We start from the raw sequence: 23,335 nt of genomic DNA, 5'->3' as shown, positions 1-23,335 counted from the left end.
GGAAACACATGATATTAAATGACTTTCTTCCTATGAATCAGGAGGACCTTAAACGACTTGAGTGGGAAGGCGTAGACTTCGTCTTAGTTTCTGGCGATGCATATGTTGATCATCCTACTTTTGGTCCAACCATAATTGGAAGAGTTTTATTAGATGCTGGCTATAAAGTTGGCATCATTGCACAACCAGATTGGAACGATCCTGAAAGTATAACTAAACTAGGGACGCCAAGATTAGGCTTCTTGGTAACTTCTGGAAACATGGACTCAATGGTAAACCATTATTATGTCTCTAGAAAAAGAAGACAGACGGACAGTTTTTCACCAGGTGGTGAAATGGGGCTCAGACCTGATCGTGCTACAATTGTATATACCAACCTCATTCGAAAAAAATATAAAAAATTACCTATTATTATAGGTGGAATTGAAGCCTCTCTTCGAAGATTTGCACATTATGATTATTGGGATGACTTGGTACGCCGATCAATCTTAGTAGACAGTGGAGCTGATTTACTTGTATTTGGCATGGGAGAACATCAGATCGTAGAGATAGCTGAATACCTAAATAATGGTATTGATGTAGAATATATTACACATATCCCAGGCACTTGCTTTATGACAAGTCACTTAGACATGCTTCCAGACTATCTAGAAATTGATCCATTTGAAATCGTAAGTAAAGATAAAGTTGCTTACGCAAAGAGTTTTAAAAAAATATATGACGAACAAGATCCAATAAGAGGTAAAACAATTGTCCAGAAACATCAAGATAGATATTTGGTCCAAAATCCACCTACAAGACCACTTGAACGTGATCAGCTAGACTGGACATTTAACCTAGGCTATCAACGCGCTATTCATCCAACTTATGTGCAGTTAGGTGGAATTCCAGCAATTTCAGAAGTCAAACTGAGTATTATTAGTGAACGAGGTTGTTTTGGTAATTGTTCATTTTGTGCGCTTGCTTTTCATCAAGGTAGAATCGTAAGTTCTAGATCACATGAGTCAATTTTAGAGGAAGCTAAGCAGATTATCTCTGATAGTGATTTCAAAGGTTATATCAATGACGTTGGTGGTCCAACAGCTAACTTTAGAAACCCAGCATGTGATAAACAATTAAAACACGGAGCGTGTAAGCATAAACAATGTCTTTATCCTGAACCGTGTGAACACTTGAATGTCGATCACACAGATTATGCAGAGTTAATGACAAAATTAAGAGAACTTGAAGGGGTTAAGAAAGTATTTATACGCAGTGGGATTAGATATGATTATCTCATGTATGATGACTCAAAAGACTTTTTCTTTGACCTTTGTGAACATCATGTAAGTGGCCAGCTTAAAGTTGCACCAGAACACATAGATGAAACCGTACTTGACTACATGGGGAAACCAAGTGGTAAACTGTATAGCGAGTTCGTGAAAACATTTGACGATATTAATAAATCTATAGGGAAAGAGCAATATATTATTCCTTACCTGATGAGCTCACACCCAGGAAGTACCCTCAAATCAGCTATTAGGTTAGCGGAGTATTTGAGAGATATAAACTATACACCAGAGCAAGTGCAGGATTTCTATCCTACTCCAGGGACTCTAAGTACATGTATGTATCATACTGGCATTGATCCAAGAACGATGAAACCAGTTTATGTCCCTAAGACTTCACAGGAAAAAGCAATGCAACGTGCACTTTTACAATACAAAAATCCTAGAAACTATGAGTTGGTTTATGAAGCTCTTATTCTAGCCAATCGACAAGATCTAATTGGCACACATGATAAAGCATTAATCAGACCTAAACTTGGTAAACAATCGTATTCACAACGTACGCAAAGTAAATCAAGTTCTAAAAAGACTCAAAAAAGACGATAATTTGGTAAGATGTAAACAAAATATCAACAAAAAGGGGAAGCGTTATGAAAAATGTTGTCATGATTGATGGACAAAGCTTAACAATTGATAAAGTTTTAGAAGTTTCTAGGTTTGGTTATAAAGTTGAATTGTCACAAGAAGCTAAAGACAAAGTAATTATAGCGAGAAAATTTGTAGATGAAATAGTTGATTCTAAAAAAGTTGTATATGGCATAACAACTGGATTTGGGAAATTTTCTGATGTGACAATATCCAAAGAAGAAACAAAGGACCTACAAAGAAATTTAATCATCAGTCACTCTTGTGGCATTGGCAATCCTTTCTCAGAAGAAATTGTAAGAGCAATTATGTTATTACGTGTTAATAATATGGCCAAAGGGCATAGTGGCGTTCAGCCTGCAACGATAGATACACTGGTTCAAATGTTAAATAAGGGCGTTCACCCAATCATTCCTGAAAAGGGCTCGCTTGGAGCAAGTGGAGATTTAGCACCACTTTCTCATATGGTTCTAGTTATGATTGGACTTGGAGAAGCTATCTACGAAGGCGTTAGAATGGATGGCGCTAAGGCAATGGCTAAAGCGGGGATACCAACTATTGAATTGACATCAAAGGAAGGTCTCGCACTGATAAACGGAACACAAGTGATGACCGCTGTAGGTACTATCACAGCCTATGAAGCGATACAACTGGTTAAGTTAAGTGATATATCTGCTGCAATGACTGTTGAAGCACTTAAAGGTATTACAGATGCATTTGATCCAAGACTCCATATGGTTAGACCACATCAAGGGCAGATTGATACAGCTGCTAACATGTTAAGAATATTAGAAGATAGTGGTCTAACGACAAGACAAGGTGAAATAAGAGTTCAAGATGCCTATACAATACGCTGCATTCCTCAAATACACGGTGCTTCTAAAGACGCACTGAACTACGTGGTTGAGAGAATCAATATTGAAATTAATGCCGTAACTGATAATCCAATTCTTTTCCCAGAAGATGGCGTTGTATTTTCAGGTGGAAATTTCCATGGTCAACCTATGGCATTGCCTTTTGACTTTTTAGGAATCGCTCTGGCAGAAGTTGCAAATGTTTCCGAAAGACGAATTGAAAGATTGGTTAATCCACAGCTAAGCGGTCTTCCTGCATTCTTAACACCACATGGTGGTTTACATTCTGGCTTTATGATTGCACAATATGCTGCTGCTTCTTTAGTATCAGAGAATAAAGTGCTTGCTCATCCAGCTAGTGTAGATTCGATACCATCGTCGGCAAATCAAGAAGATCACGTAAGTATGGGAACCATAGCTGCGCGAAAAGCGAAAGAGATCCTTTTTAATGCACAAAACGTAATTGCAATTGAACTTTTATGTGCTGCACAAGCGATTGATTTTTCAGACGCAACACGCCTTGGAAAAGGAACGAAAGCTGCATATGACGTGATTAGAAGTTCAGTTTCTAAAATTGAAGAAGATCGAGTAATGAATGTAGATTTTAATAAAATATATGATATAATAAAAACAAATAAAATTTTGACAAAGGTAGAAGATGTGCTCGGAACACTTAAAGTATAAGATTATACCGAGCTTAGAAAGGTGTTAAAGTGTTAGGACAAGAAAAGTTAGATAGAATAAATGCGTTAGCTCAAAAGAAAAAAACAGTTGGATTAACTGAAGAAGAAACAATAGAGCAGTTAGAATTAAGAGAAAAATACCTTAAAGCATTTCGTAAAAATTTCAAAAATCAACTCGATAATGTAGAAATCGTATATAAAGATTAATAGGGGGCAAGAATATGGCTGATAAACAGTACATTATTTTTAAATTAAATGAAGAGAAATTTGCAGCCAGTATCAATCATATTGCGTCTATCACTGAATATGCTTCAATTACACCATTACCAAATGGTCCAGCATATATCGATGGTCTATTAAATCTTAGAGGCGATATCATCCCAGTTGTAAATTTGAAAAAAAGATTTAAAATGGCAGAGCAAAAGATGAATGAAAAGAGAATTCTCATTGCTAGAAAAGGTGATATTCAGATCGGATTTTTGGTAGATGACGCGTCTCAGTCAATGACTGTTGAAGAATCTTTGATTATGCCTCCACCCAAAATTGCAATCAAACGAGATAATGCTTATATTTCTGAAGTATGCGTTTACAATAACGAATTGATTATTGTAATTGATCTTGACAATGTTTTAAGCGATGAAGAAATAGAAGAAATAATAACACTCTAATGAATGCAATATTGACTAGATTACTAGGACTCAAGATTCAAAAAAGCCCACGTTATATATACACGTGGGCTTTTATGGTATAATACTTCTTAGACTAAATATGGGGTGTTTGTGTGAAAAACTTGATTAATATCAGTAGTTTGGATCAAATTATACAAAAAACTGCATTGGCGATTGAAGATGGCAAAAAAGAGATTTTCGACATCTCAGAACGTGCACGTCACGATTACACATCATATGAGCAAGAACTGATGAGTATTAAGGCGAAGTTAACCATCATGATCAATGAAGTAGATAAACTTGAGATACGGTCTAAAATGGCTAGAAATATGATTAAGACCATCAATGAGCATTTTGATGAGTTTACTGAAAATGATATAAAAGAAGCATATGCATTGTCTCAAAAAGTACTATTGGCATTATCTTCTAAAAGACAAGAAGAAAAAGAATATAACGAACGTAGAAATGAACTGGAAAGGTTAATGCGTAATAGTGTAGAGGTTATTAAAAAATCAGAGATACTAGAAACTAAGGTCAGCGTTGCACTAGAATATCTAACGAGCAGTGTCTTTGAACAGATAGAAGACATAAAACAGAAAAAGGATTTAAGTATTAAGATCATTGAAGCTCAAGAAAATGAGAAGAAAAGAATTTCTAGAGATATTCATGATGGGCCAGCGCAATCACTTGCTAATGTTATCTTTAAAGCTGAATATGCTTCAAAAATTATTGATACATCTCCCGTTAAAGCAAAACGAGAAATTGCTGAGTTACAAGAGGATGTTAGAGATACACTTAAAGACATCAGAAAGATTATATACGATTTGATGCCCATGTCTCTTGATGACCTTGGTTTAGTACCAACTATCAAAAAATTGATTTCAAATATAATGGATACATCTAATATCATTGTAGATTTTAACGTTTTTCAGAGTTCAGTGATTGATAATCAACTGACGAACCTTATGGTGTTTAGAGTGATACAAGAAGCGTTTAATAATATAGTTAAACACTCACATTGTAAACATGCTAAGATAGATTTGCATATTAGTGATATTGAGATCAACGTGATGATTGAAGACGATGGTGTTGGATTTGATGTAACAAAAACCACTGAAAGTCCACTAGGCTTTGGCCTTTATAATATGAAAGAACGCATTGAAATTATTAATGGCACTTTAGAAATCAATTCGACACATCAAAAGGGTACTATAATCAAAATCAGGATTCCCAATAATTGACGGAGGAGTATATGAAAAAAATTAAAGTTGCAATAGCAGATGATCATGCACTTATAAGAGAGGGCATAAAGAAGCTACTTGAGCTTGAAGACAATTTCGAAATAGTTGCATTAGCTGGTGATGGTATCGAGGCTCTTGAATGTATCCGTAACACACAACCAGATGTCATTTTGCTTGACATCAATATGCCAAACATGAATGGTATAGATTGTCTTAAACAAATTAAAACTGATTATCCAGAAACTAAAGTTATCATGTTGACGATCCATGAAGATGCAGAATACCTGATCGAAACGATTAATATTGGTGCAGAAGGTTATGTTCTAAAAGATGCTGATGTATCGTCTCTTGTAAAAGCAATTCAAAAAGTAGTGCAAGGTGAAGTCTATATCCATCCAACTTTGTCTGGCATACTAGTACGTGAATACAAGCGAAAAGATAAAAACATGGAAGATGTAATTGGTAACAATTTAACCAAACGTGAGTTTGAAGTCATCCGTTTGATCTCAAGAGGCTATAATAATAAAGAGATTGCAATTGAACTTTTTATTAGTGAGAAGACAGTTAAAAACCATGTATCAAATATTTTTAAAAAGATAAAAGTGACCGATAGAACGCAAGCAGCACTGTATGCAATCAAACATAATATTACAAAAATTTAATTCACTTGAATGTATAGAATTATTTAGATATCCTATATATATAGTATTCACATTATTTTGAACAATTTCGAGGGGGATATCATGGAAAATTCAACACAATTTGAAGAATTATCAAAGTCATTAACCCACAGCTTCAAAAATGCTTGGGAAGCATTAAGTGAAGATGAGATCAAGACTTGTTTTGCATTTAATGAAGACTATAAGCTTTTTCTTGATAAGGGTAAAACCGAAAGAGAAAGCGCAAATGAGATCTTAAGATTAGCTGTGGAAAAAGGCTTTAAAGATGTCAATCTATTTCTTGAGGGTAAAGAGAAACTTGAGAAAGGTTCTAAAATTTATGCGATGAATCGCGATAAATCAATTGTACTTTTTGTAATGGGCGAAAAACCCCTTAAAGAAGGTATGAATGTAGTTGGAGCTCATATTGATGTTCCAAGACTAGACCTTAAACCATTTCCATTATATGAAGATAGTGATATGGCTTTCTTTAAAACACATTATTATGGCGGCATAAAAAAATACCAATGGACAGCTACACCATTAGCATTACATGGTATTGTCTACAATAAAAACAACGAAAAAATAGAAGTTGTAATTGGTGAAGATGAAACTGATCCAATCTTAGCAATTACTGATTTGTTACCACACTTAGCGAAAGATCAATCTTCTAAGACCCTCGCTGAAGGTATTGATGGTGAAACATTAAACGTTTTGGTTGGTCATATGCCAATAGGTGATGATAAGACTAAGGATAAAGTAAAACTTCATGTTTTAAAAATCTTAAGTGAGAAATATGGTATTCAAGAAGAAGATTTCTTATCTGCAGAGTTTGAAATTGTACCTGCTGGAAAAGCAAAAGATTTAGGCTTAGATAGAAGTATGATTTCAGCATATGGACATGATGATAGAGTTTGTAGTTATGCTGGTCTAGCTGCAATGTTTGAACTTGAAAATCTTCAAACAACTGCTTGTGGTATGTTTATGGATAAAGAAGAAGTGGGAAGCCAAGGTAATACTGGTTCTCAATCAAGATATTTTGAAAATATTGTTGCGGAGTTAATCGCACTTCAAGAACCTAATTTTAATGATTTGTTTTTAAGAAGATGTATCTCAAATACAAGTGTATTATCTGGTGATGTTGGTGCTGCATTTGATCCAAATTATGCAGGTGCCTATGACAAGAAAAACTCTGCCCATATTGGAAAAGGTGTTCAACTTGTCAAATATACTGGTGCTAGAGGAAAAGGCGGCTGTAATGATGCCAATGCTGAGTTCTTAGGTGAAGTTAGAAAAATTTTCAATGACAACAGTATCGTATGGCAAATTGGAGAACTTGGAAAAGTTGATCAAGGTGGCGGTGGTACAATTGCGTATATACTTGCAAATTCAAACGCTGAAGTTGTTGATTGTGGTGTACCTGTTTTAAGCATGCATGCACCTTATGAAGTCGTAAGTAAAGTAGATGTTTATATGACATATAAAGCATATAGAGCTTTCTTAAACAGATAGTAAGTTGATTTATTTTAAATAAGTTACTTCGTCACAAATAATTTACATCCTATTCAATTGTTGAATTGGAACTTATTAAATAAATACTGTATAATAATAAAGAGTAAAGATGAGCATTATAACAATAATGCTCATCTTTTTTAGATTTACAAATAAATATAAGAATCCGCATAAGAACTTTGGACCTCAAATCCAATGTTTTTAAATAAAGGAGGCCGCTATGAGTAAAAGAATTTTTGTGATTGATGATGATGAAAACATTAGAGAACTAATATCACTTTACCTTACTAAGGAAGGCTATACAGTAGATCAATTTGAGAGTGGTGAGAAAGGCATTGAAGGTTTTAAAGTCAACGTGCCAGACCTTGTGCTTTTAGACATAATGATGCCTGGTATGGATGGATATGACACCTTAAAGGCGATAAGAAAAATCGGTCAAGTTCCAGTAATTATGGTTACTGCAAAAGATGAAACATTTGATAAGGTACTAGGACTTGAACTTGGAGCGGATGACTACATAGTGAAGCCGTTTGAGCCGAAAGAGATGACTGCACGTGTTAAGGCTGTAATACGTAGATTTCAAAATGCAGATAAAGTTGATTTGGACGGTATCGTTTCAGTGTCTAACCTAACTATAAATATGTCAGATTATAACGTGACTTATTTTGGAGAGGTTTTAGAATTGCCACCGAAAGAGATAGAATTATTAAATTATCTTGTAAGTCACCCTAACAGAGTATTTACAAGAGAACAACTACTTGATCATATCTGGGGTTATGATTTCTTTGGCGAAACCAGAACTGTTGATGTTCACATAAAACGGTTGAGAGAAAAATTTGAAAAAGAAAACAACGGCTGGGAAATCAAAACTGTATGGGGCGTTGGGTACAAATTCAAATTGGATTAGTGAGGTGAATAATGAAGACGATTTTTCATAAGTTTGCCTTTATATATATTTTGATTTTTCTGATATCATTTATCCTCATTATTATTGGGGTTAGAACGGTACTAGATATTTATTTCGTAAGTCATGAAACAGAACTTATTATTAAGCGCGTATCAAGTTATGAAGAGCTGGTTAATAGTAAGTACGTCAACACAATTAGCCTTAACGTCCTTCAAGAACAAGTGATGTTACTGGATGGGTATACTGGAGCTAATATATGGCTCTTCACTGAAGATGGAATACTTTATTCAACAGAGCTAGATCGAGCGGATATGGACTTATCTGCTTTTCCAGACTTACCTGATGAAATTCAAAAGGTATTTTCAGGTGAAACGACTAGTAAAGAGGTACTCTATAAAGATCTTTATAAAGAACGTATGTTAAGAGTGGGGTATCCATTTAACGTAGGAGATGTCACTTATGCGATGTTTATTAATGTGCCTATGCCCGAGATTGAAGATACCATATCTAAAGTAAGTGTTATAATTTTTGTTTCACTTGCATTATCTGGTGTACTAGCGGTTATACTGATCTTTTTAATTACGCGTCGTATGGGATATGAGATTAATGTCATAAATGATTCGGCTCGCTTTATTGCAGAAGGTAATTTTGAAAAGAAAATTATTATCAATCGCAAAGATGAACTGGGTGAACTAGCTGAGAGTTTCAACGTCATGGCAGATGAACTTAACAATCAAGAAAACACAAAGCGTATGTTTATATCAAGTTTATCACATGATCTTAGAACTCCTCTAACGACTATAAAGGGTTATACGCAAGGGATTTTGGATGGCACGATAGAGGGTGAAAAGCAAGATCGATACCTAAAGATAGTTCTAAATGAGAGTGATCGTTTAATTAAGATGATCAACGATTTGCTTGATCTTTCAAAGATGGAAAGTGGTGCACTGGTACTTAATAAAACTGATTTTGATATCAATGAGTTAATATTAAATGTACTTGATAATTTTGAGCAGAAAATCATTGAAAAGAATATCAAGCTCACGATTGATTTAGCGAAAGATAAAGTACTTGCACATGGAGATTATACTTCGATCCATCGTGTTGTATATAACCTTCTTGACAACTCAACTAAATTTGTAGAACCTGAAGGATCGATTAGTATTAGAACAGAGCTTCGAGGAGACAAACTTTATGTAGGTGTGAGTAATACCGGAAAAGTTCTATCTGAGAAAGAGCTTGAAATGATATGGGATCGTTTTACCAAACTTGATAAATCTAGAGGGCTTGAGAAAAAATCGTCAGGTCTTGGTCTATCAATTGTAAAAGAAATTATAAAAGCACATCATGAAAAAATCGATGTATTTTCAAATGAAGATATTGGTGTAGCCTTTATATTTACGCTATCCACACAGATTTTTAAATCGTAGTTACTTTGTTTCATAATGAATTGAGGCAAAATCTTTAAATTTGATTATAGTATTATTCATAAAATGTTCAAAATAATACCTTATTGTATAATCTAGGAGGTGTGTAAAATTGTTGAAGACAAATAGTGGTTCAAAACATAGACAAGCATTAGATCAACTGTTTTACGATGTCATGGAAGAAAAAGTCAGTTGTGCGATTAAGAAGGGTGAAAGTGTAATCAATACGTTTGACGTCGACGTAAGGGAAAATGACACATGTTTCTTTGTAGAAGCAGAGTTACCTGGATTTACAATTGACAATATTACCATCGTATATGAAAACAGTTATCTAAGTATCATTGCTGAAAAGCATGGGCTTGATCAAGAAGAGAACTATGATTTTATACGCCGTGAGAGAAGATTTGGGATCTTCAGACGCAATTTTTTAGTTCAAAATGTTGACAATGAAAACATCAAAGCTACGCTGAAGAATGGTGTTTTAAAAATTGAACTTCCCAAAGCTTCACATACGATGTTCTAAATCTTATGACGAGGTGATTCATGATGAATGAAAATGAACGTAAAGATGGACTAGAAACAAATGAAATTCCAGAGAAAGATAATCAACTGGAAAAACTTGATCTAGCAACAGATGCTGATAAAATCGAACCAGCTGAACCAGCTGAGGAGATAAATATAGTAGAGCAAGGGGATGCAGTAGATCAAGTTAATACTGTTGAACATTCTGAAGTAGTTCTTGAACAACCTGAACATTCAGAGTTTAAAGAACCTTTAAATAGGGCCTTCAAAGCAGAATCTATACCGATCCATGATGAAACAAAAGAAGCTAAGCCGGTGCATGTGCGTAAGGGAAAAAAAGTTAGGCTAACGTCGGTGTTAATGGTTGTTCTATCGCTTGTTTTAATTAGTGGTAGCACATATACAATTGGTTATTATCATGGACAAATCAATCTTAATGAAGTAGCAATAAGTGATAAGGTTGATAAGTTACTAGAAAGTAATTATAAAGCTGAAATTTATAAGTCAGTGAAAGATTATATTGATGAATCGGGAATCAATTCAAATATTTCGGATTCAGATGTGACAGAGATTTATAAAAACGTAGGAAATTCAATTGTAGGAATTACTAGCAAATCCTACATTTATGATTGGTTTAATAACCAACAAGAAGCTACTGCAAAAGGTTCTGGCGTTATAATTGATCAAAATTCTGAGCTTTATTATATTGTAACCAATTATCATGTAATCAGTGATGCTACAGATGTTGTCGTAGAACTTGCTAAGGATCAAATAGTCAATTCAACTTTAGTTGGATATGATGAAAGCACTGATTTAGCCGTAATCACTGTTAAAAAATCAGATATCAATGCTGATTTACAAAATCAGATCAAACCAATCGCAGTAGGTGAATCAAGTAAACTACAAATTGGTGAAGTAGCAATAGCTATAGGTAATCCACTTGGATATAGCAATACAGTTACTCAAGGCATAATAAGTGCAGTAGACCGTCAAGTTGCAGACGACGAGAGCATGACTTATATTCAAACTGATGCAGCTATCAACCCAGGAAATTCAGGTGGTGCACTTGTTAATAACAAAGGTGAATTAATCGGAATTAATTCTGCTAAAATCGCTGAAACTGATGTTGAAGGTATGGGTTTTGCAATTCCATCAGAGAAAATGATGGCGATTGTAAAAGAACTCATGGAAAAAGGTTATGTATCAAGACCCTATATTGGAATTGGTGGGGTTGATGTAGATGAAAATTCAGCAAAACTTTACAATATACCAATGGGCGTTTTAGTTAAATATGTTTATGATGCATCGCCAGCACAAAAAGCTGGTATACAAGTGATGGATCTTATTGTAGGTGTGAATGATGACAATGTCTATAATATGGAAGATTTAACAACGCTTCTCGCTAAATATAAACCAGGGGACACTGTAAAAGTGAAATTGGTTAGAAATGAAAAAGAAAATATGGTTATTGACGTCGTTTTAGGCGAGAGAGGTACACAGAAAAAATAGCCCCTTTATCTGGAGAAAAAGGGCTATCAAGGAGATGACACGAAGACAATTCATGACTTTGTGTTGTCTCTTTTTTTAATGGGTATATAATGATTTGTGAGAATAAATAAATATTACTAAGGCGTTTTGATACTTTGTGTTATAATGAGAGGATTGAGAATATTAGGAGGCTATATGCAACGTAACAATGCCGATAAGGCAAAAAAGGCACCACATAAGCAAGATGATCACAGTAAAAACAACTTTAAGAATAAATCAAGTAAATCAAGTAAATCAAGTAAATCAAATAGTCAGGGCGTTAAATCTAATAAATCTAATAAGCCATCTAAAGCAGTTAAACCAGTAAATTCAGAAAAACCAGTTAAATCGGAAGATACTACTTATGAAAATGAATTGGTTACACCAGTTGTGATGGAATCCGAAGTTTTCATGGAAGTGGAGATAACAGATTTAGGCGATAGTGGTGAAGGTGTTGGTAGACATGAGGGGATGACAGTATTTGTACCAGGTGGACTTCCTGGAGATCTTGTTATGTGTAAAGTAATCGAGCAAAAGAAAAGTTTTGCAAAAGCTAAGCTACTTCATGTAAAAGAGCCATCACCACATAGAATCGATGCACCTTGTGAGATCTATGATCAATGTGGTGGCTGCCAGATACAGGATTATGCATATAAAGCACAACTTGAACTTAAACAAAGCATGGTAGAAAACGCATTAAAAAGAATCGGTGGTATTGAATGTGAAGTAGCACCAATTATTGGTATGGAGAATCCTTTCCGATACCGTAATAAAGGCGTCTATCCAGTACAGGGAACATTTGATAAACCTAAGATTGGTTTTTATAAAAAGCAGTCTCATACGGTTGTAAATGCAAAGGATTGTCTTCTTCAAGATATTCAAAATGCATCAATAATCAATGCGATTAGAAAACATATGAAGGACTTTAAAGTGTCTCCTTATGATCCTAGATTTAAAAGTGGTTCACTGAAGAATGTCATGATCAGAAAGTCAGAAGCAACTGGTGAAGTGATGGTAGTGTTAGTCACTGCTGGAAGCAAGTTTAGTATGACTAAAACTTTAGTTGAAAGCCTATTAAAAGCATGCCCTAGTATAGTCTCAATACAACAAAGCATTCAACCATCAAACAGCATAAAGGGGTTAGGCGAAACTAGTAAATTACTTTATGGTAAAGAGACAATTAAGGATAAAATTGGCGGACTTAGCTTTGAGATTTCACCATCTTCTTTTTATCAGGTGAACTCAGTTCAAACAGAGAAACTATATGCTAAAGCACTTGAGTTTGCAGCGTTATCTGGCACTGAAAATGTCTATGAACTTTATTCAGGTACTGGTACTATTTCACTATTTTTAGCTCAAAAGGCTAAATGGGTTTACGGTATCGAGATCATATCTGAAGCAGTAGATAATGCGCTTGAAAATGCCAAAGTAAATCAAATAGAGAATGTTTCGTTTATCCTTGGAGATGCAGAGGAAGAAATTGCTAAATTATATGAAGCTGGACATAGTGCTGACGTCGTAGTAGTAGATCCTCCTAGATCAGGCTGCGAAGGCACCGTGATCGAGTCTATTCTAGCTATGGCACCACAGCGTATCGTCTATGTATCTTGTAAACCAGCGACACTTGCAAGAGATCTTAAGATGTTGTGTGATGGTGGCGCATATAAAGTTACAAAGGTACAACCAGTTGATGTATTTGGACATACTGCTCACGTAGAGTGTGTTGCGTTAATAGAGAAGAAATAGGCTTATATCAAAGGTTTTGAAAGTTTCTAACCAAATACTGAAGTGTGTTTTATGTTCCCTCAAACTATGTTTGGGGGAATTTTTTACTAGGGGGCCGTCAACCTGATAAATATTAAGGTGATTTTGCGCAAAGGTTTGAATTTTGCAGAATTGTATGTAGACTTGTTTAAGTAGTGGGCAATTGCTATTTAGCTTTCAATAAAGCGTAGGATTACTTATATTTTTCAAAATTATATAAAAAAGTTATTGACTCTCACGTTACGTCATAGTGTTTAATGGTCTTAAGCCGATAAGTTAGGCAGAGGCAATAGTAATTTCTATAATTGATTATGCAGTATAGTCAAGTTGATTGAGGTGAGGAAAATGAAGAAAGATAAAAAAATAAATAAACTAACTGATGAAAAACAAAAGCAGTATGAAAACCAGGCAATGAGTCAATGGGGCGAAGACAGGGTTAGACAATCAACACAGCGTTGGAATAGCTGCGGTGATAAGAAAAAAGAGCAGATAATGGAGGAATGCAATTCAATATTTCAGGAATTGGCAGACAATATGCAGCATGGAGTCGATAGTCATGTAATACAGGAGCTACTAATAAAATGGCATCAATTTATACAGTACTTCTACGAGCCATCTTTAGAGGTATTAAGAGGATTAGGTGATATTTATAGCTATGATTCTGAGTTCAGAAAGGTTTTTGAAACAATAGATCCAAAGCTTCCAGACTTCCTTCATAGTTCTATAAATTGTTATGTTGATGAATTAGAAATGATATGGCTGGAAAGCCAATATGAAGTCCTACAAGAGTAAATGTAAGATGAGGAGAGTTTAAAATGGATGAAAATATGAAAATAGGCACAAAAAGTGAAAATGGACAAAGCTTGAAGCCGCAATCAGAAGAAAGATATGTATCACCTCCTGGAGTTCAAAATCAGAGGACAGTCGAAAATGATATCAATAAGAGAATGGATATGTTTACTACTGAAAAACCAATGCGTAGATTAGAGGATTTGGTTGTTTCAGAGAAAACAAAAAAACAGATGGCAAGCTTACTTACAAAGGTTAAATATCATGATGTATTATATGAAGATTTTGGATTAAAGGAGGTTGATGCTACGGGAGGACGTACTGCAATAAACCTATATGGTCCTCCAGGTACGGGGAAGAGCTTTGCTGCTGAAGCCATAGCAAATGAGCTTAACATGGACATTATCCGGGTAAATTATGCAGAAATAGAATCTAAGTTTGTAGGTGAAACACCAAAAAATATTAAGGCGGTCTTTCAGAAAGCGAAGGAATCAAATGCTGTACTGTTCTTTGATGAAGCAGATTCTATCCTTGGAAAAAGATTATCAAATATAACTCAAAGTACAGATCATGCTGTGAATGTCAGCAGGTCTGTGATGCTTTTAGAGCTTGACAATTTTTCAGGCATAACTATTTTCGCAACTAACTTTGCATCAAACTATGATTCTGCATTCGTCAGGCGTATTCTTGGGCACATAGAAATGCCTCTGCCTGATAAAAGCTGCAGAGAAATGATTTTTAAAAAACTTATACCGAGTAAACTTCCCATAGAACTTTCAAAGAGTGATAGGGAGTGCATAATTATTGAAACAGAATGGCTTTCAGGTGGAGATATTCTTAATATAATTGTCAATGCAAGCTCTATGGCTCTTGAAAGAGAGGGTTATACATGTAAAGTAAGACTAAATGATTTTATAACTGCAATACATTCAAGCAAAAAGGCTAAAGAAGAAATTGGTAGATAAATTTGATTATATAAAAAAGATATTGACATTAACGCTACGTGATAGACTACTATAAAGCTACAAGGAGATATAATAATGAGCTACAAAGTAAAACAAGTATCTAAAATAGTAGGAGTAAGTGTGCGAACACTTCACCACTATGATGAGATAGGACTATTAACACCTGAGTTTGTAACGGCTGCCAGATACAGGCTGTATTCTGATGAGGACTTGGAAAGATTGCAGCAAATTCTCTTTTTCAAAGAACTGGGCTTTAACCTACAAGAAATCAAAAATATTTTAGATACTCCAGGTTTTGATAAGCAGAAAGCTTTATATACCCACAAGGAGCTTTTAATAGAGAAAAGGAAAAGAATTGAGAGACTTATAACCTCAGTTGAAAAAACATTGGAGGCAGTTGAAACGGGAATAGAAATAAACAAAAGGGATATGTTTGATGGATTCGATACAATGGAGCTGGAAAAACATAAAGAAAGATATGCTGAGGAAACTAAGGAGAGATATGGCAGCAGTGATGCTTACAAAGAGAGTGTCAAGAAGACTTCGAAGTACAATAAAGAAGACTGGGCCAAAATTTATGCAGAAGCAGAAGAGATTAACAAGAAGATTATTGTTAATAGGCATAAAGGTCCTAAGGATCCTGCTGTTCAAGAAGGGGTAGCAAAGTTAAGACAGCATATAACTGATAGCTATTACAATTGTACCGTTGAAATATTCAGAGGACTTGGAGACCTATATGTACAGGATGAGCGTTTTACGAAAAGTATTGATAAAGACAAACCAGGTTATGCAGAATTTTTGAGAGAAGCAATGCATTACTACTGTGATAATTTAAAATAAAACTTAACAGAAAGGAGTAATTATATTATGGAGATTATAATTCACGATACTTATAGTTTATACAAGGAAATGATTAACTTGCCAAATGAAGAACGAGGTGGCTTTTATGAGAATAAGTTAATGGAACCCTTTGAGCCAATGTTAAAGATAATGAATATGCCTGCAAAGCCTGAGACAATGGGATGTTTACCACTATTAGGTAGGGATGCCGAGGCAGAGGAGATGCTGACTAGGCTTAAGGCTGCTAATGCTTGGGAATCTGCCCGTAAAGCACTGGAAACTGCAGCTGAAAGGTTCCATGCTGCAGGGTTAGCTGTGCCAGAAAAGGTTGTACTTGGAATTTTCCTTGGCGACCCTGAGTTTTTGGCCAATAATGGAGGTATTACCGGCTTTGGTGGAATTCCAGGCTATATACAAGTTGTAATAACACCGGATGAAAAGAGTCTAACATTACTGCCATCAATTGTTGCTCATGAGTTTCATCATAATGTATTGTTTTATAATGCAAAGTGGAACTTTATGGAGGTTACTGTTGCAAAGTACTTGGTGCTAGAAGGACTTGCAGAGAGCTTTGCTGAAAGTATATATGGCTATGAATATCTTGGTCCTTGGATTAAGGGACTAAAAGGAGAAGAGTTAGAAAAGGCACGTAAAACAACCGGTGAGGCCTTAAATGTTAAAGGCTTTAATCAAGTTCGAAAATATATTTTTGGTGACATGTTGACAAGCTACGAGGGAGCCGAAGCTTCAGGCATACCTCCATATTCCGGATATGCTGTGGGATATCATGCGGTGCAAGCATTCTTGAAAAAAACCGGTGTTTCTATAGAACAGGCTACGGTTTTAGAGGGTGAAGAAATTATGGAGAGATCAGAGTACTTTAAATAAAAGTAATAAAATACTATTATAAAGAAGCTGTTTCGAAGTGAAAATCATTTTGGAACAGCTTCTGCCTATATTAAAATAACCTGTTTGAAGAAAACTCTACTGAACCAGAAGGTGATCTGATAATCGTAAAGGATGAAAGAACTACAACAATTTTCTTTAAAAGTGGATTGCTTATGAAAAAAGACTTAATCAAGATAATTTTTACTGACTGGTAAAGTTGTAGCAGTACTACAAGGTGCCGAACAGGAATGATGACACTTCCGATTATTTCGATGTAAAAGAGTGAAGGCTAAAATTCAAAAATGCAGATTTGTAGATCTACTTTCGAGAGAAATACCCTTCCGATAAGGCCCCAATATGTTCCGACGACATCATTTTTATCTACTCAAGGCACGTTGAATCCGTTGCACTAGTGTCAAGAGTATAAAAACAAATTCAATAATTTTTTAAAGTTAAGGACTTTCGGGTTTTAGAGATTAACATCTGAAACTTGAAAGTCCTTTTTTAATCAAATTGGTAGTTTAGGGTGAAAAAGTTGAGCCTACATTAGCTTTGAGCCTACATGAGCTTTGTGGTTGAAGAACAGTCTGTTAAAGTTAAATAGAGAAGAAAGGAATGTTTCATGAGAAAAAAAATATTTTTAATATTAATTGTTGGTGTAGTTACATGTATAATGTTGATCACTTTTGTTGGTAATTTACATATTGGTAAAGATAAAGACATATTGAAAGAAATCCTTAACGGAAAAGCAACAGTAAGTAATGAAGCAAGAGCACTAGCATCATATACTCAGGAAGAAATAGTGCAAGATTCTGTACTACAGGATTTGTTTAACAAGGTAAACGAAATTAATCTTACATCGACTGCGCATAATAATATTAATGTTGCATACGGAGACTTGTATACATCGACTGTAATCACATCTAATGGTGATATTCTGATTTATCGATCATTGCCAAGTGTTTTATTGATGGTTTCTGATGTTGGAACTGCGGGGAGTACAGATATTAATTGTAAATTTGAAATAATTGAACACATAAGTGTAAATGGCGATATTGCAACTGGTTTGAAAAATATAATTAGTTATAGGAGTATATCTAGTGAGTTAGCTTGTGGGGATAATACTGCCTTTACAAGTAGTATGAAATTATCTGGTGAGACAGCGTTAAATAAGTTCAATGTTACAGATAGGACTTTTGAAAGAGTATATAATAAAGATCTAGAAAAAGAAGAATTATATAGTGATAATCATTATTTGAATTTTATGTCGAGTATATCTACAGTTGACTCTAGTAAAATGGAAAATCAAGTTACAACGGCAAAATCTCAGTTTACGTTTGATATATACTTTTATGGTGGTTCGTCAAATTCTGAATATGGTGAGGCTAAAATATCATGTGATACAAATTATTTGGTGAATATGAAATAGCTCTGCAAGATTATAAAGTTGGAGTATATAGCAGTAACAATTTATTAAGATTTTTTTTTGACGCCCTAACTGTCTTGCAACCTTTTTTTTAATAGTATAGACTAGAAGTTGTTAAAACATAAATAAACAAAAGAGGTAGTAGACAAATGATCAAGTTTTTAGAAAAAAAATTAAGCACCTATGGACTAAGCGAAGGGCTGACCGTATTTGCTGTAAATGCGATAATGATTTTGTTGATCGTGTTTATAAGTGTAGTCCTTTATTTTATCGCTAAAAAAATTATACTTAAAATGTTAGCAAAATTTATACACAAGAGTAAAACTAAGTGGGATGACATCCTATTAAAAAATAAAGTTATTGACCGTATGATCTATATTATTCCAGCTGTTGTCATACATGCATTTGCACCGATTTTCCCTACTTTCCAAGTTTGGATTCAGCGAATTTCATTATGCTATATCGTCTTTATCATCATATTGGTATTAGATAAGTTTTTTGATACATTAAATGATATCTATAATACTTTTAAAGCTTCAAAAGCAAGGCCAATAAAAGGTTACTTGCAAGTGGGAAAAATCATCGTTTATGCAGTTGGTATTATTGTGATAGCAGGTGTTTTAATGAACCGATCACCACTGATCCTAATTGGTAGTATTGGTGCGGCTTCGGCAGTACTTTTGCTGATTTTTCAGGATTCAATTTTAGGTTTTGTAGCGGGAATTCAGCTGACTTCCAATAACATGCTACAAATTGGTGACTGGATTGAAATACCCAAATATGGCGTTGATGGTGATGTGCTTGAAATTTCACTGCATACAGTTAAAGTTCAAAACTGGGATAAGACCATAGTAACTATTCCCACCTATGCATTGGTATCTGAATCATTTAAGAACTGGAAAGGGATGCAAGAAGCTGGTGGAAGAAGAATAAAACGTTCAATAAATATCGATATGAATAGTATTAAATTTTGCGATGAAGAAATGCTTGAAAGATTTGATCATATCAACTTTATCCAGGACTATCTAAAGCGCAAGAAAACAGAAATTCAGTCGTATAATAAAGAAAACATTGTGAATGAAATAAGTAAAGTTAATGGTAGACATCTTACGAATATTGGTACATTTAGAGCCTATATAGAAAATTATCTGAAGAATCATCCAAGGATTAGCCAAGAGATGACTTTGATGGTTAGACAACTTTCACCAGATGAAAAGGGACTTCCTCTTGAAATATACGTTTTTACTAATGATACAGCATGGGTGAATTATGAGGCAATACAGGCTGATATTTTTGACCATATTTTAGCTGTGATTTCAGAATTTGATCTTCGTATTTTCCAAAGTCCAACAGGAGAAGATTTGAAAAAAATAACAAATTAGAATAAACAGTGAGCTGAAAAAAGGAGAAAATATGGAATTAATAGAAGCTGTCAAAGCACGTCATTCTGTGCGTAGTTATACGGATCAAAAAATTGAAGGCGACGTAAAATTAGCACTTCAAAATGCAGTTGATGCCTGTAATAAGGAGAGTGGACTAAATATTCAACTTTGTTTAGATGAACCAAAGGCCTTTGATAGCATGATGGCGCGTTATGGAAAGTTTGAAAATTGCAAAAATTATATTGCACTAATTGGAAATAATATCACCGATGAAAACTATGGGTATTATGGTGAAAAGCTTGTGTTAAGCGCTCAACAACTAGGGCTTAATACATGCTGGGTAGCTATGACCTATAAAAAGTCACAGGCTCCAGTAAAACTTAAAAAAGGTGAGAAACTTAGAATTGTAATTGCACTTGGTTATGGTAAAACAGATGGTGTTCCACGAAAATCAAAGGATATGATGCAGCTATGTAAAGTAGAAAGTGAAATGCAGGAATGGTTTAGAAGAGGTATGGAAGCTGCTATGCTTGCACCTACAGCTATGAATCAACAAAAATTCATGCTTATTCAAAGTGGCAATAAGGTAATTGCAAAACCATTAACTGCCTTTTACGCGAAAATGGATCTAGGTATAGTAAAATATCATTTTGAAATAGGTGCAGGGATAGATAATTTTCAGTGGCAGTAACTGCATAAATCGATTGAACATAAAAATCCCTATAATTAGGGATTTTTTAAGTTTAGAATGCTTCACAGTGATATCAATTTGAAAAGATAGACTATTTTAATCTGAAGATTGTGCTAATTGTAGATTGCAATATTTAAGATATAATATAGATATACATATAACGATTTGGGAGGAATGGGTTGGAATCTCAAAAAAAGCAAGCCCTTAAAATAAAAATCATCAATTGGATGATCATATTGACTAGCATTATTTTAGGTATTGCTTTCATTCTATCCATCTATTTTTCTGCTCAAATAGGTAATTCAAAGAATTCTAATAATCAAAATATATTAGATAATGGACACTATGCAGTCCTTTTTATTGGAAATGAGACTCACTTCATTTCTGATCTCAAAGAGGGAATACTGACAATTGCAAATAAAAACGAGATTGCTATTGAATTTTATGAAGTTAATGATATTGCACAGGCGACAAGTATTATTGAACTTCTTGTACAAGCAGGGATTGATGGGATAATCACTCAAGGGATTAACGATACCTCTTTCTTAATAGCACTGAAATCTGTCACACAAGCAAAAATACCGCTAGTTCTTTTATATACAGACCTTGCAATAGCTGAAAGAGACGCATTTGTTGGGATAAACCCTTTTGAAATGGGTAATGAAATTGCAAAACTCACAGTAGCTTCAAAAGCGACCGAAGGGAATGTTGTTTTTATTTCACAAAGTGCGAGTTTAACAAGTGAAAATCCTGCGAGTAAAATGAATACCTTGGGGTTTTTAGACGGACTAGAAGGCTATATCGATCCCGGAAAAGTGATGATGAAAATGTCTCTCCCAGTGATGTTAAGTGCTGAAGGACTTATATCAGAATTATTTATTGATGACCAAGGGATTACAGCTGTAGTATGTACAAACGAAACAGATACCATTGGTGTAGCTCAGGCAGTCGTCGATTTAAATCGCGTAGGCAAAACAACGATAATTGGTACAGGGTTTACTAAAGAAATTGCAGAATATATTGATAAAGGTGTCGTATATGGTACCATATACCGAAATCCCATTAATATGGGGTCGGAAGCTGTGTTAACATTGATAAACTTACCAGAGGCTGAAACTTATGTGGAAATTCCTCTTGATATTATAACTAAAGAAAATATTGACCTCTATCGTGACTTGATTGGAGGTAAACCGTGAAATTAAACAGTTTACGAAAAAAAATGATGTTTTACTTTATAACGATGACCTTGATGATAGGGCTTATTAGTTTATATGTTTCTTATAACTCCAAAATGCTCCTAGATGAAATCAAAGATATGTTTAATACATCCATTACTTTAAGTGAAATAGAGAATAAGCTTGAAATTACGCATAGTTCATTGACGCAATATATACAGACCAAGTCATCTGATGCACTTAACACTTATATTGAAAATAGTGAAAATCTTGCATCAAGTACAGAAGCGTTATTGAGGTATTATGGTAGTGAAAAAGGGATGCTTTCTGTAGAAAATGTCCATAACCTTGTTTTGAGGTATAATCAGTATTCAGCTGACGCTGTTGTAGCTAAACGTGGAAGAGATGCTGAAGGCTGTAGAGATATGTATCAATTGGCTGAAGATATCCTTAAAAATATCAGAGGATTGATTCAAAATTTAAAACTTATTCAACTTGAAGACAATGTTGTTCTATACAAAAGCTTAGATTACAATAGTCAAAAAGTTCAAATCAGTAATATGGTCATGATCATCGATCTCATCATCTTGACGATTATGTTAGTGCTTCATGTGACGTATAGGATGACTACACCGATTATAAAACTTGCACATTCTGCAAATGAAATCGCTAGTGGTCATTTCGAAGGTGAAGAAGTAATCGTTAGCGATGAAGATGAAATCCAGATGATGGCAAAAGCTTTTAATAAAATGAGGATCAGTATTAGAAACTTGATCCAAGAACTTAAAAAGACAAATGAAGTGGAAGCGCAACTCTTTGAAAAAGAGCTTCAAACTGTAAAGATGCAAACTTTGCTAAATAAAGCGGAACTACGTTCTTTACAATCACAAATTAACCCACATTTTTTATTTAATTCTTTGAATGCTGGCGTCCAACTTGCCATGATGGAGGAAGCTGACCTCACACTAGAATTTTTAGAGAATATGTCTGCGATTTTCAGATACAATATCAAGCCTTTAGATAAAACGGTTACGATTGAAGAAGAGCTCAATAATATTAAGGCTTATTCAGAAATGATGAAAGTCAGATTTGGTGACAAATTAAAATTTGATTTAAAAGTTTCGAGCGAGGTCTTACCAGTAGCGATCATGCCATTAATTTTACAGCCACTTGTTGAAAATGCATTTATCCATGGAATTGGCAAGAAAGAAGATGGGGGAGAAGTCTTCGTAGAAGTATGGCATGAAAAAGAATGGTTATATTTCTTAGTGAGAGATAACGGAATTGGGATGACTGACATACAAATGCAGCGCATTTTAAATGAAAATAATGAACAAGCTATTCCTAAAAAAAGTCATTCTTCCGGTATAGGAGCAGGAAATGTACTACAACGGCTCAAATTAGCATATGGCAATGAAATTTGCATGGACATAAAAAGTACTTTGGAAGTTGGAACTGAAATAACCATAACCATTCCATGGAATCAAGTGAAGGGGGATTAA

Annotated in this window: 21 protein-coding genes; all 21 read left to right on the top strand. The window is 34.5% G+C overall.

What is annotated here, in order from left to right; all coding sequences use genetic code 11:
- The first annotated feature begins 8 nt into the window (after positions 1-8).
- Positions 9-1,874 (top strand): YgiQ family radical SAM protein, encoded by a 1,866-nt coding sequence (locus QE109_RS13205; protein ID WP_281095010.1) that lies wholly within the window; start codon positions 9-11, stop codon positions 1,872-1,874.
- Between the two features lie 44 nt (positions 1,875-1,918).
- The gene (gene hutH, locus QE109_RS13200) at positions 1,919-3,451 is read left to right on the top strand and encodes a histidine ammonia-lyase (RefSeq protein ID WP_281095009.1); all 1,533 of its coding nucleotides are present in this window, start codon (positions 1,919-1,921) and stop codon (positions 3,449-3,451) included.
- Positions 3,452-3,480: 29 nt separating this feature from the next.
- Complete coding sequence (locus QE109_RS13195; RefSeq protein ID WP_281095008.1) at positions 3,481-3,657, top strand: DUF896 domain-containing protein; 177 nt, start codon at positions 3,481-3,483, stop codon at positions 3,655-3,657.
- Positions 3,658-3,671: 14 nt separating this feature from the next.
- Entirely contained in the window at positions 3,672-4,118 is a 447-nt protein-coding gene (locus tag QE109_RS13190; RefSeq protein ID WP_281095007.1) for a chemotaxis protein CheW, read from the top strand.
- 113 nt (positions 4,119-4,231) lie between these two features.
- Complete coding sequence (locus tag QE109_RS13185) at positions 4,232-5,359, top strand: sensor histidine kinase (RefSeq protein WP_281095006.1); 1,128 nt, start codon at positions 4,232-4,234, stop codon at positions 5,357-5,359.
- A gap of 11 nt (positions 5,360-5,370) precedes the next feature.
- Positions 5,371-6,021 (top strand): response regulator, encoded by a 651-nt coding sequence (locus tag QE109_RS13180; RefSeq protein ID WP_281095005.1) that lies wholly within the window; start codon positions 5,371-5,373, stop codon positions 6,019-6,021.
- 81 nt (positions 6,022-6,102) lie between these two features.
- Complete coding sequence (locus QE109_RS13175; RefSeq protein ID WP_281095004.1) at positions 6,103-7,530, top strand: aminopeptidase; 1,428 nt, start codon at positions 6,103-6,105, stop codon at positions 7,528-7,530.
- 220 nt (positions 7,531-7,750) lie between these two features.
- On the top strand, positions 7,751-8,437 hold the full coding sequence (locus QE109_RS13170; protein WP_281095003.1) for a response regulator transcription factor: 687 nt from the start codon (positions 7,751-7,753) through the stop codon (positions 8,435-8,437).
- 11 nt (positions 8,438-8,448) lie between these two features.
- Positions 8,449-9,867: a sensor histidine kinase gene (locus tag QE109_RS13165; RefSeq protein ID WP_281095002.1), complete on the top strand. Its 1,419-nt coding sequence runs from the start codon at positions 8,449-8,451 to the stop codon at positions 9,865-9,867.
- Positions 9,868-9,976: 109 nt separating this feature from the next.
- The gene (locus QE109_RS13160) at positions 9,977-10,387 is read left to right on the top strand and encodes an Hsp20/alpha crystallin family protein (protein WP_281095001.1); all 411 of its coding nucleotides are present in this window, start codon (positions 9,977-9,979) and stop codon (positions 10,385-10,387) included.
- Between the two features lie 20 nt (positions 10,388-10,407).
- Positions 10,408-11,895 (top strand): S1C family serine protease, encoded by a 1,488-nt coding sequence (locus QE109_RS13155; protein WP_281095000.1) that lies wholly within the window; start codon positions 10,408-10,410, stop codon positions 11,893-11,895.
- 174 nt (positions 11,896-12,069) lie between these two features.
- The gene (gene rlmD / locus QE109_RS13150) at positions 12,070-13,659 is read left to right on the top strand and encodes a 23S rRNA (uracil(1939)-C(5))-methyltransferase RlmD (protein ID WP_281094999.1); all 1,590 of its coding nucleotides are present in this window, start codon (positions 12,070-12,072) and stop codon (positions 13,657-13,659) included.
- Between the two features lie 363 nt (positions 13,660-14,022).
- On the top strand, positions 14,023-14,469 hold the full coding sequence (locus QE109_RS13145) for a TipAS antibiotic-recognition domain-containing protein (RefSeq protein WP_281094998.1): 447 nt from the start codon (positions 14,023-14,025) through the stop codon (positions 14,467-14,469).
- A 23-nt stretch (positions 14,470-14,492) separates the two neighbouring features.
- Positions 14,493-15,431: an ATP-binding protein gene (locus QE109_RS13140; RefSeq protein WP_281094997.1), complete on the top strand. Its 939-nt coding sequence runs from the start codon at positions 14,493-14,495 to the stop codon at positions 15,429-15,431.
- Positions 15,432-15,506: 75 nt separating this feature from the next.
- The gene (locus tag QE109_RS13135; RefSeq protein ID WP_281094996.1) at positions 15,507-16,271 is read left to right on the top strand and encodes a MerR family transcriptional regulator; all 765 of its coding nucleotides are present in this window, start codon (positions 15,507-15,509) and stop codon (positions 16,269-16,271) included.
- Between the two features lie 27 nt (positions 16,272-16,298).
- A complete protein-coding gene (locus tag QE109_RS13130) occupies positions 16,299-17,159 on the top strand; it encodes a DUF2268 domain-containing putative Zn-dependent protease (protein ID WP_281094995.1) in 861 nt (286 codons plus the stop codon).
- Positions 17,160-17,781: 622 nt separating this feature from the next.
- On the top strand, positions 17,782-18,588 hold the full coding sequence (locus tag QE109_RS13125; protein ID WP_281094994.1) for a hypothetical protein: 807 nt from the start codon (positions 17,782-17,784) through the stop codon (positions 18,586-18,588).
- A gap of 146 nt (positions 18,589-18,734) precedes the next feature.
- Positions 18,735-19,967, top strand: coding sequence for a mechanosensitive ion channel family protein (locus QE109_RS13120; protein WP_281094993.1), 1,233 nt, complete (start codon positions 18,735-18,737; stop codon positions 19,965-19,967).
- A gap of 31 nt (positions 19,968-19,998) precedes the next feature.
- Positions 19,999-20,658 carry a nitroreductase family protein gene (locus tag QE109_RS13115; RefSeq protein ID WP_281094992.1) on the top strand — a complete coding sequence of 220 codons (660 nt, stop codon included), beginning with the start codon at positions 19,999-20,001 and terminating at the stop codon, positions 20,656-20,658.
- 179 nt (positions 20,659-20,837) lie between these two features.
- On the top strand, positions 20,838-21,854 hold the full coding sequence (locus tag QE109_RS13110) for a sugar ABC transporter substrate-binding protein (RefSeq protein ID WP_281094991.1): 1,017 nt from the start codon (positions 20,838-20,840) through the stop codon (positions 21,852-21,854).
- Positions 21,851-23,335: a sensor histidine kinase gene (locus tag QE109_RS13105; RefSeq protein ID WP_281094990.1), complete on the top strand. Its 1,485-nt coding sequence runs from the start codon at positions 21,851-21,853 to the stop codon at positions 23,333-23,335. The genes QE109_RS13110 and QE109_RS13105 overlap by 4 nt, the downstream gene beginning before the upstream one ends.

Origin of the sequence: Fusibacter bizertensis (assembly GCF_029914245.1) — a bacterium.
Lineage (GTDB): Bacteria > Bacillota > Clostridia > Peptostreptococcales > Acidaminobacteraceae > Fusibacter_C > Fusibacter_C bizertensis.
This window is presented reverse-complemented; position numbering and strand designations above follow the sequence as displayed.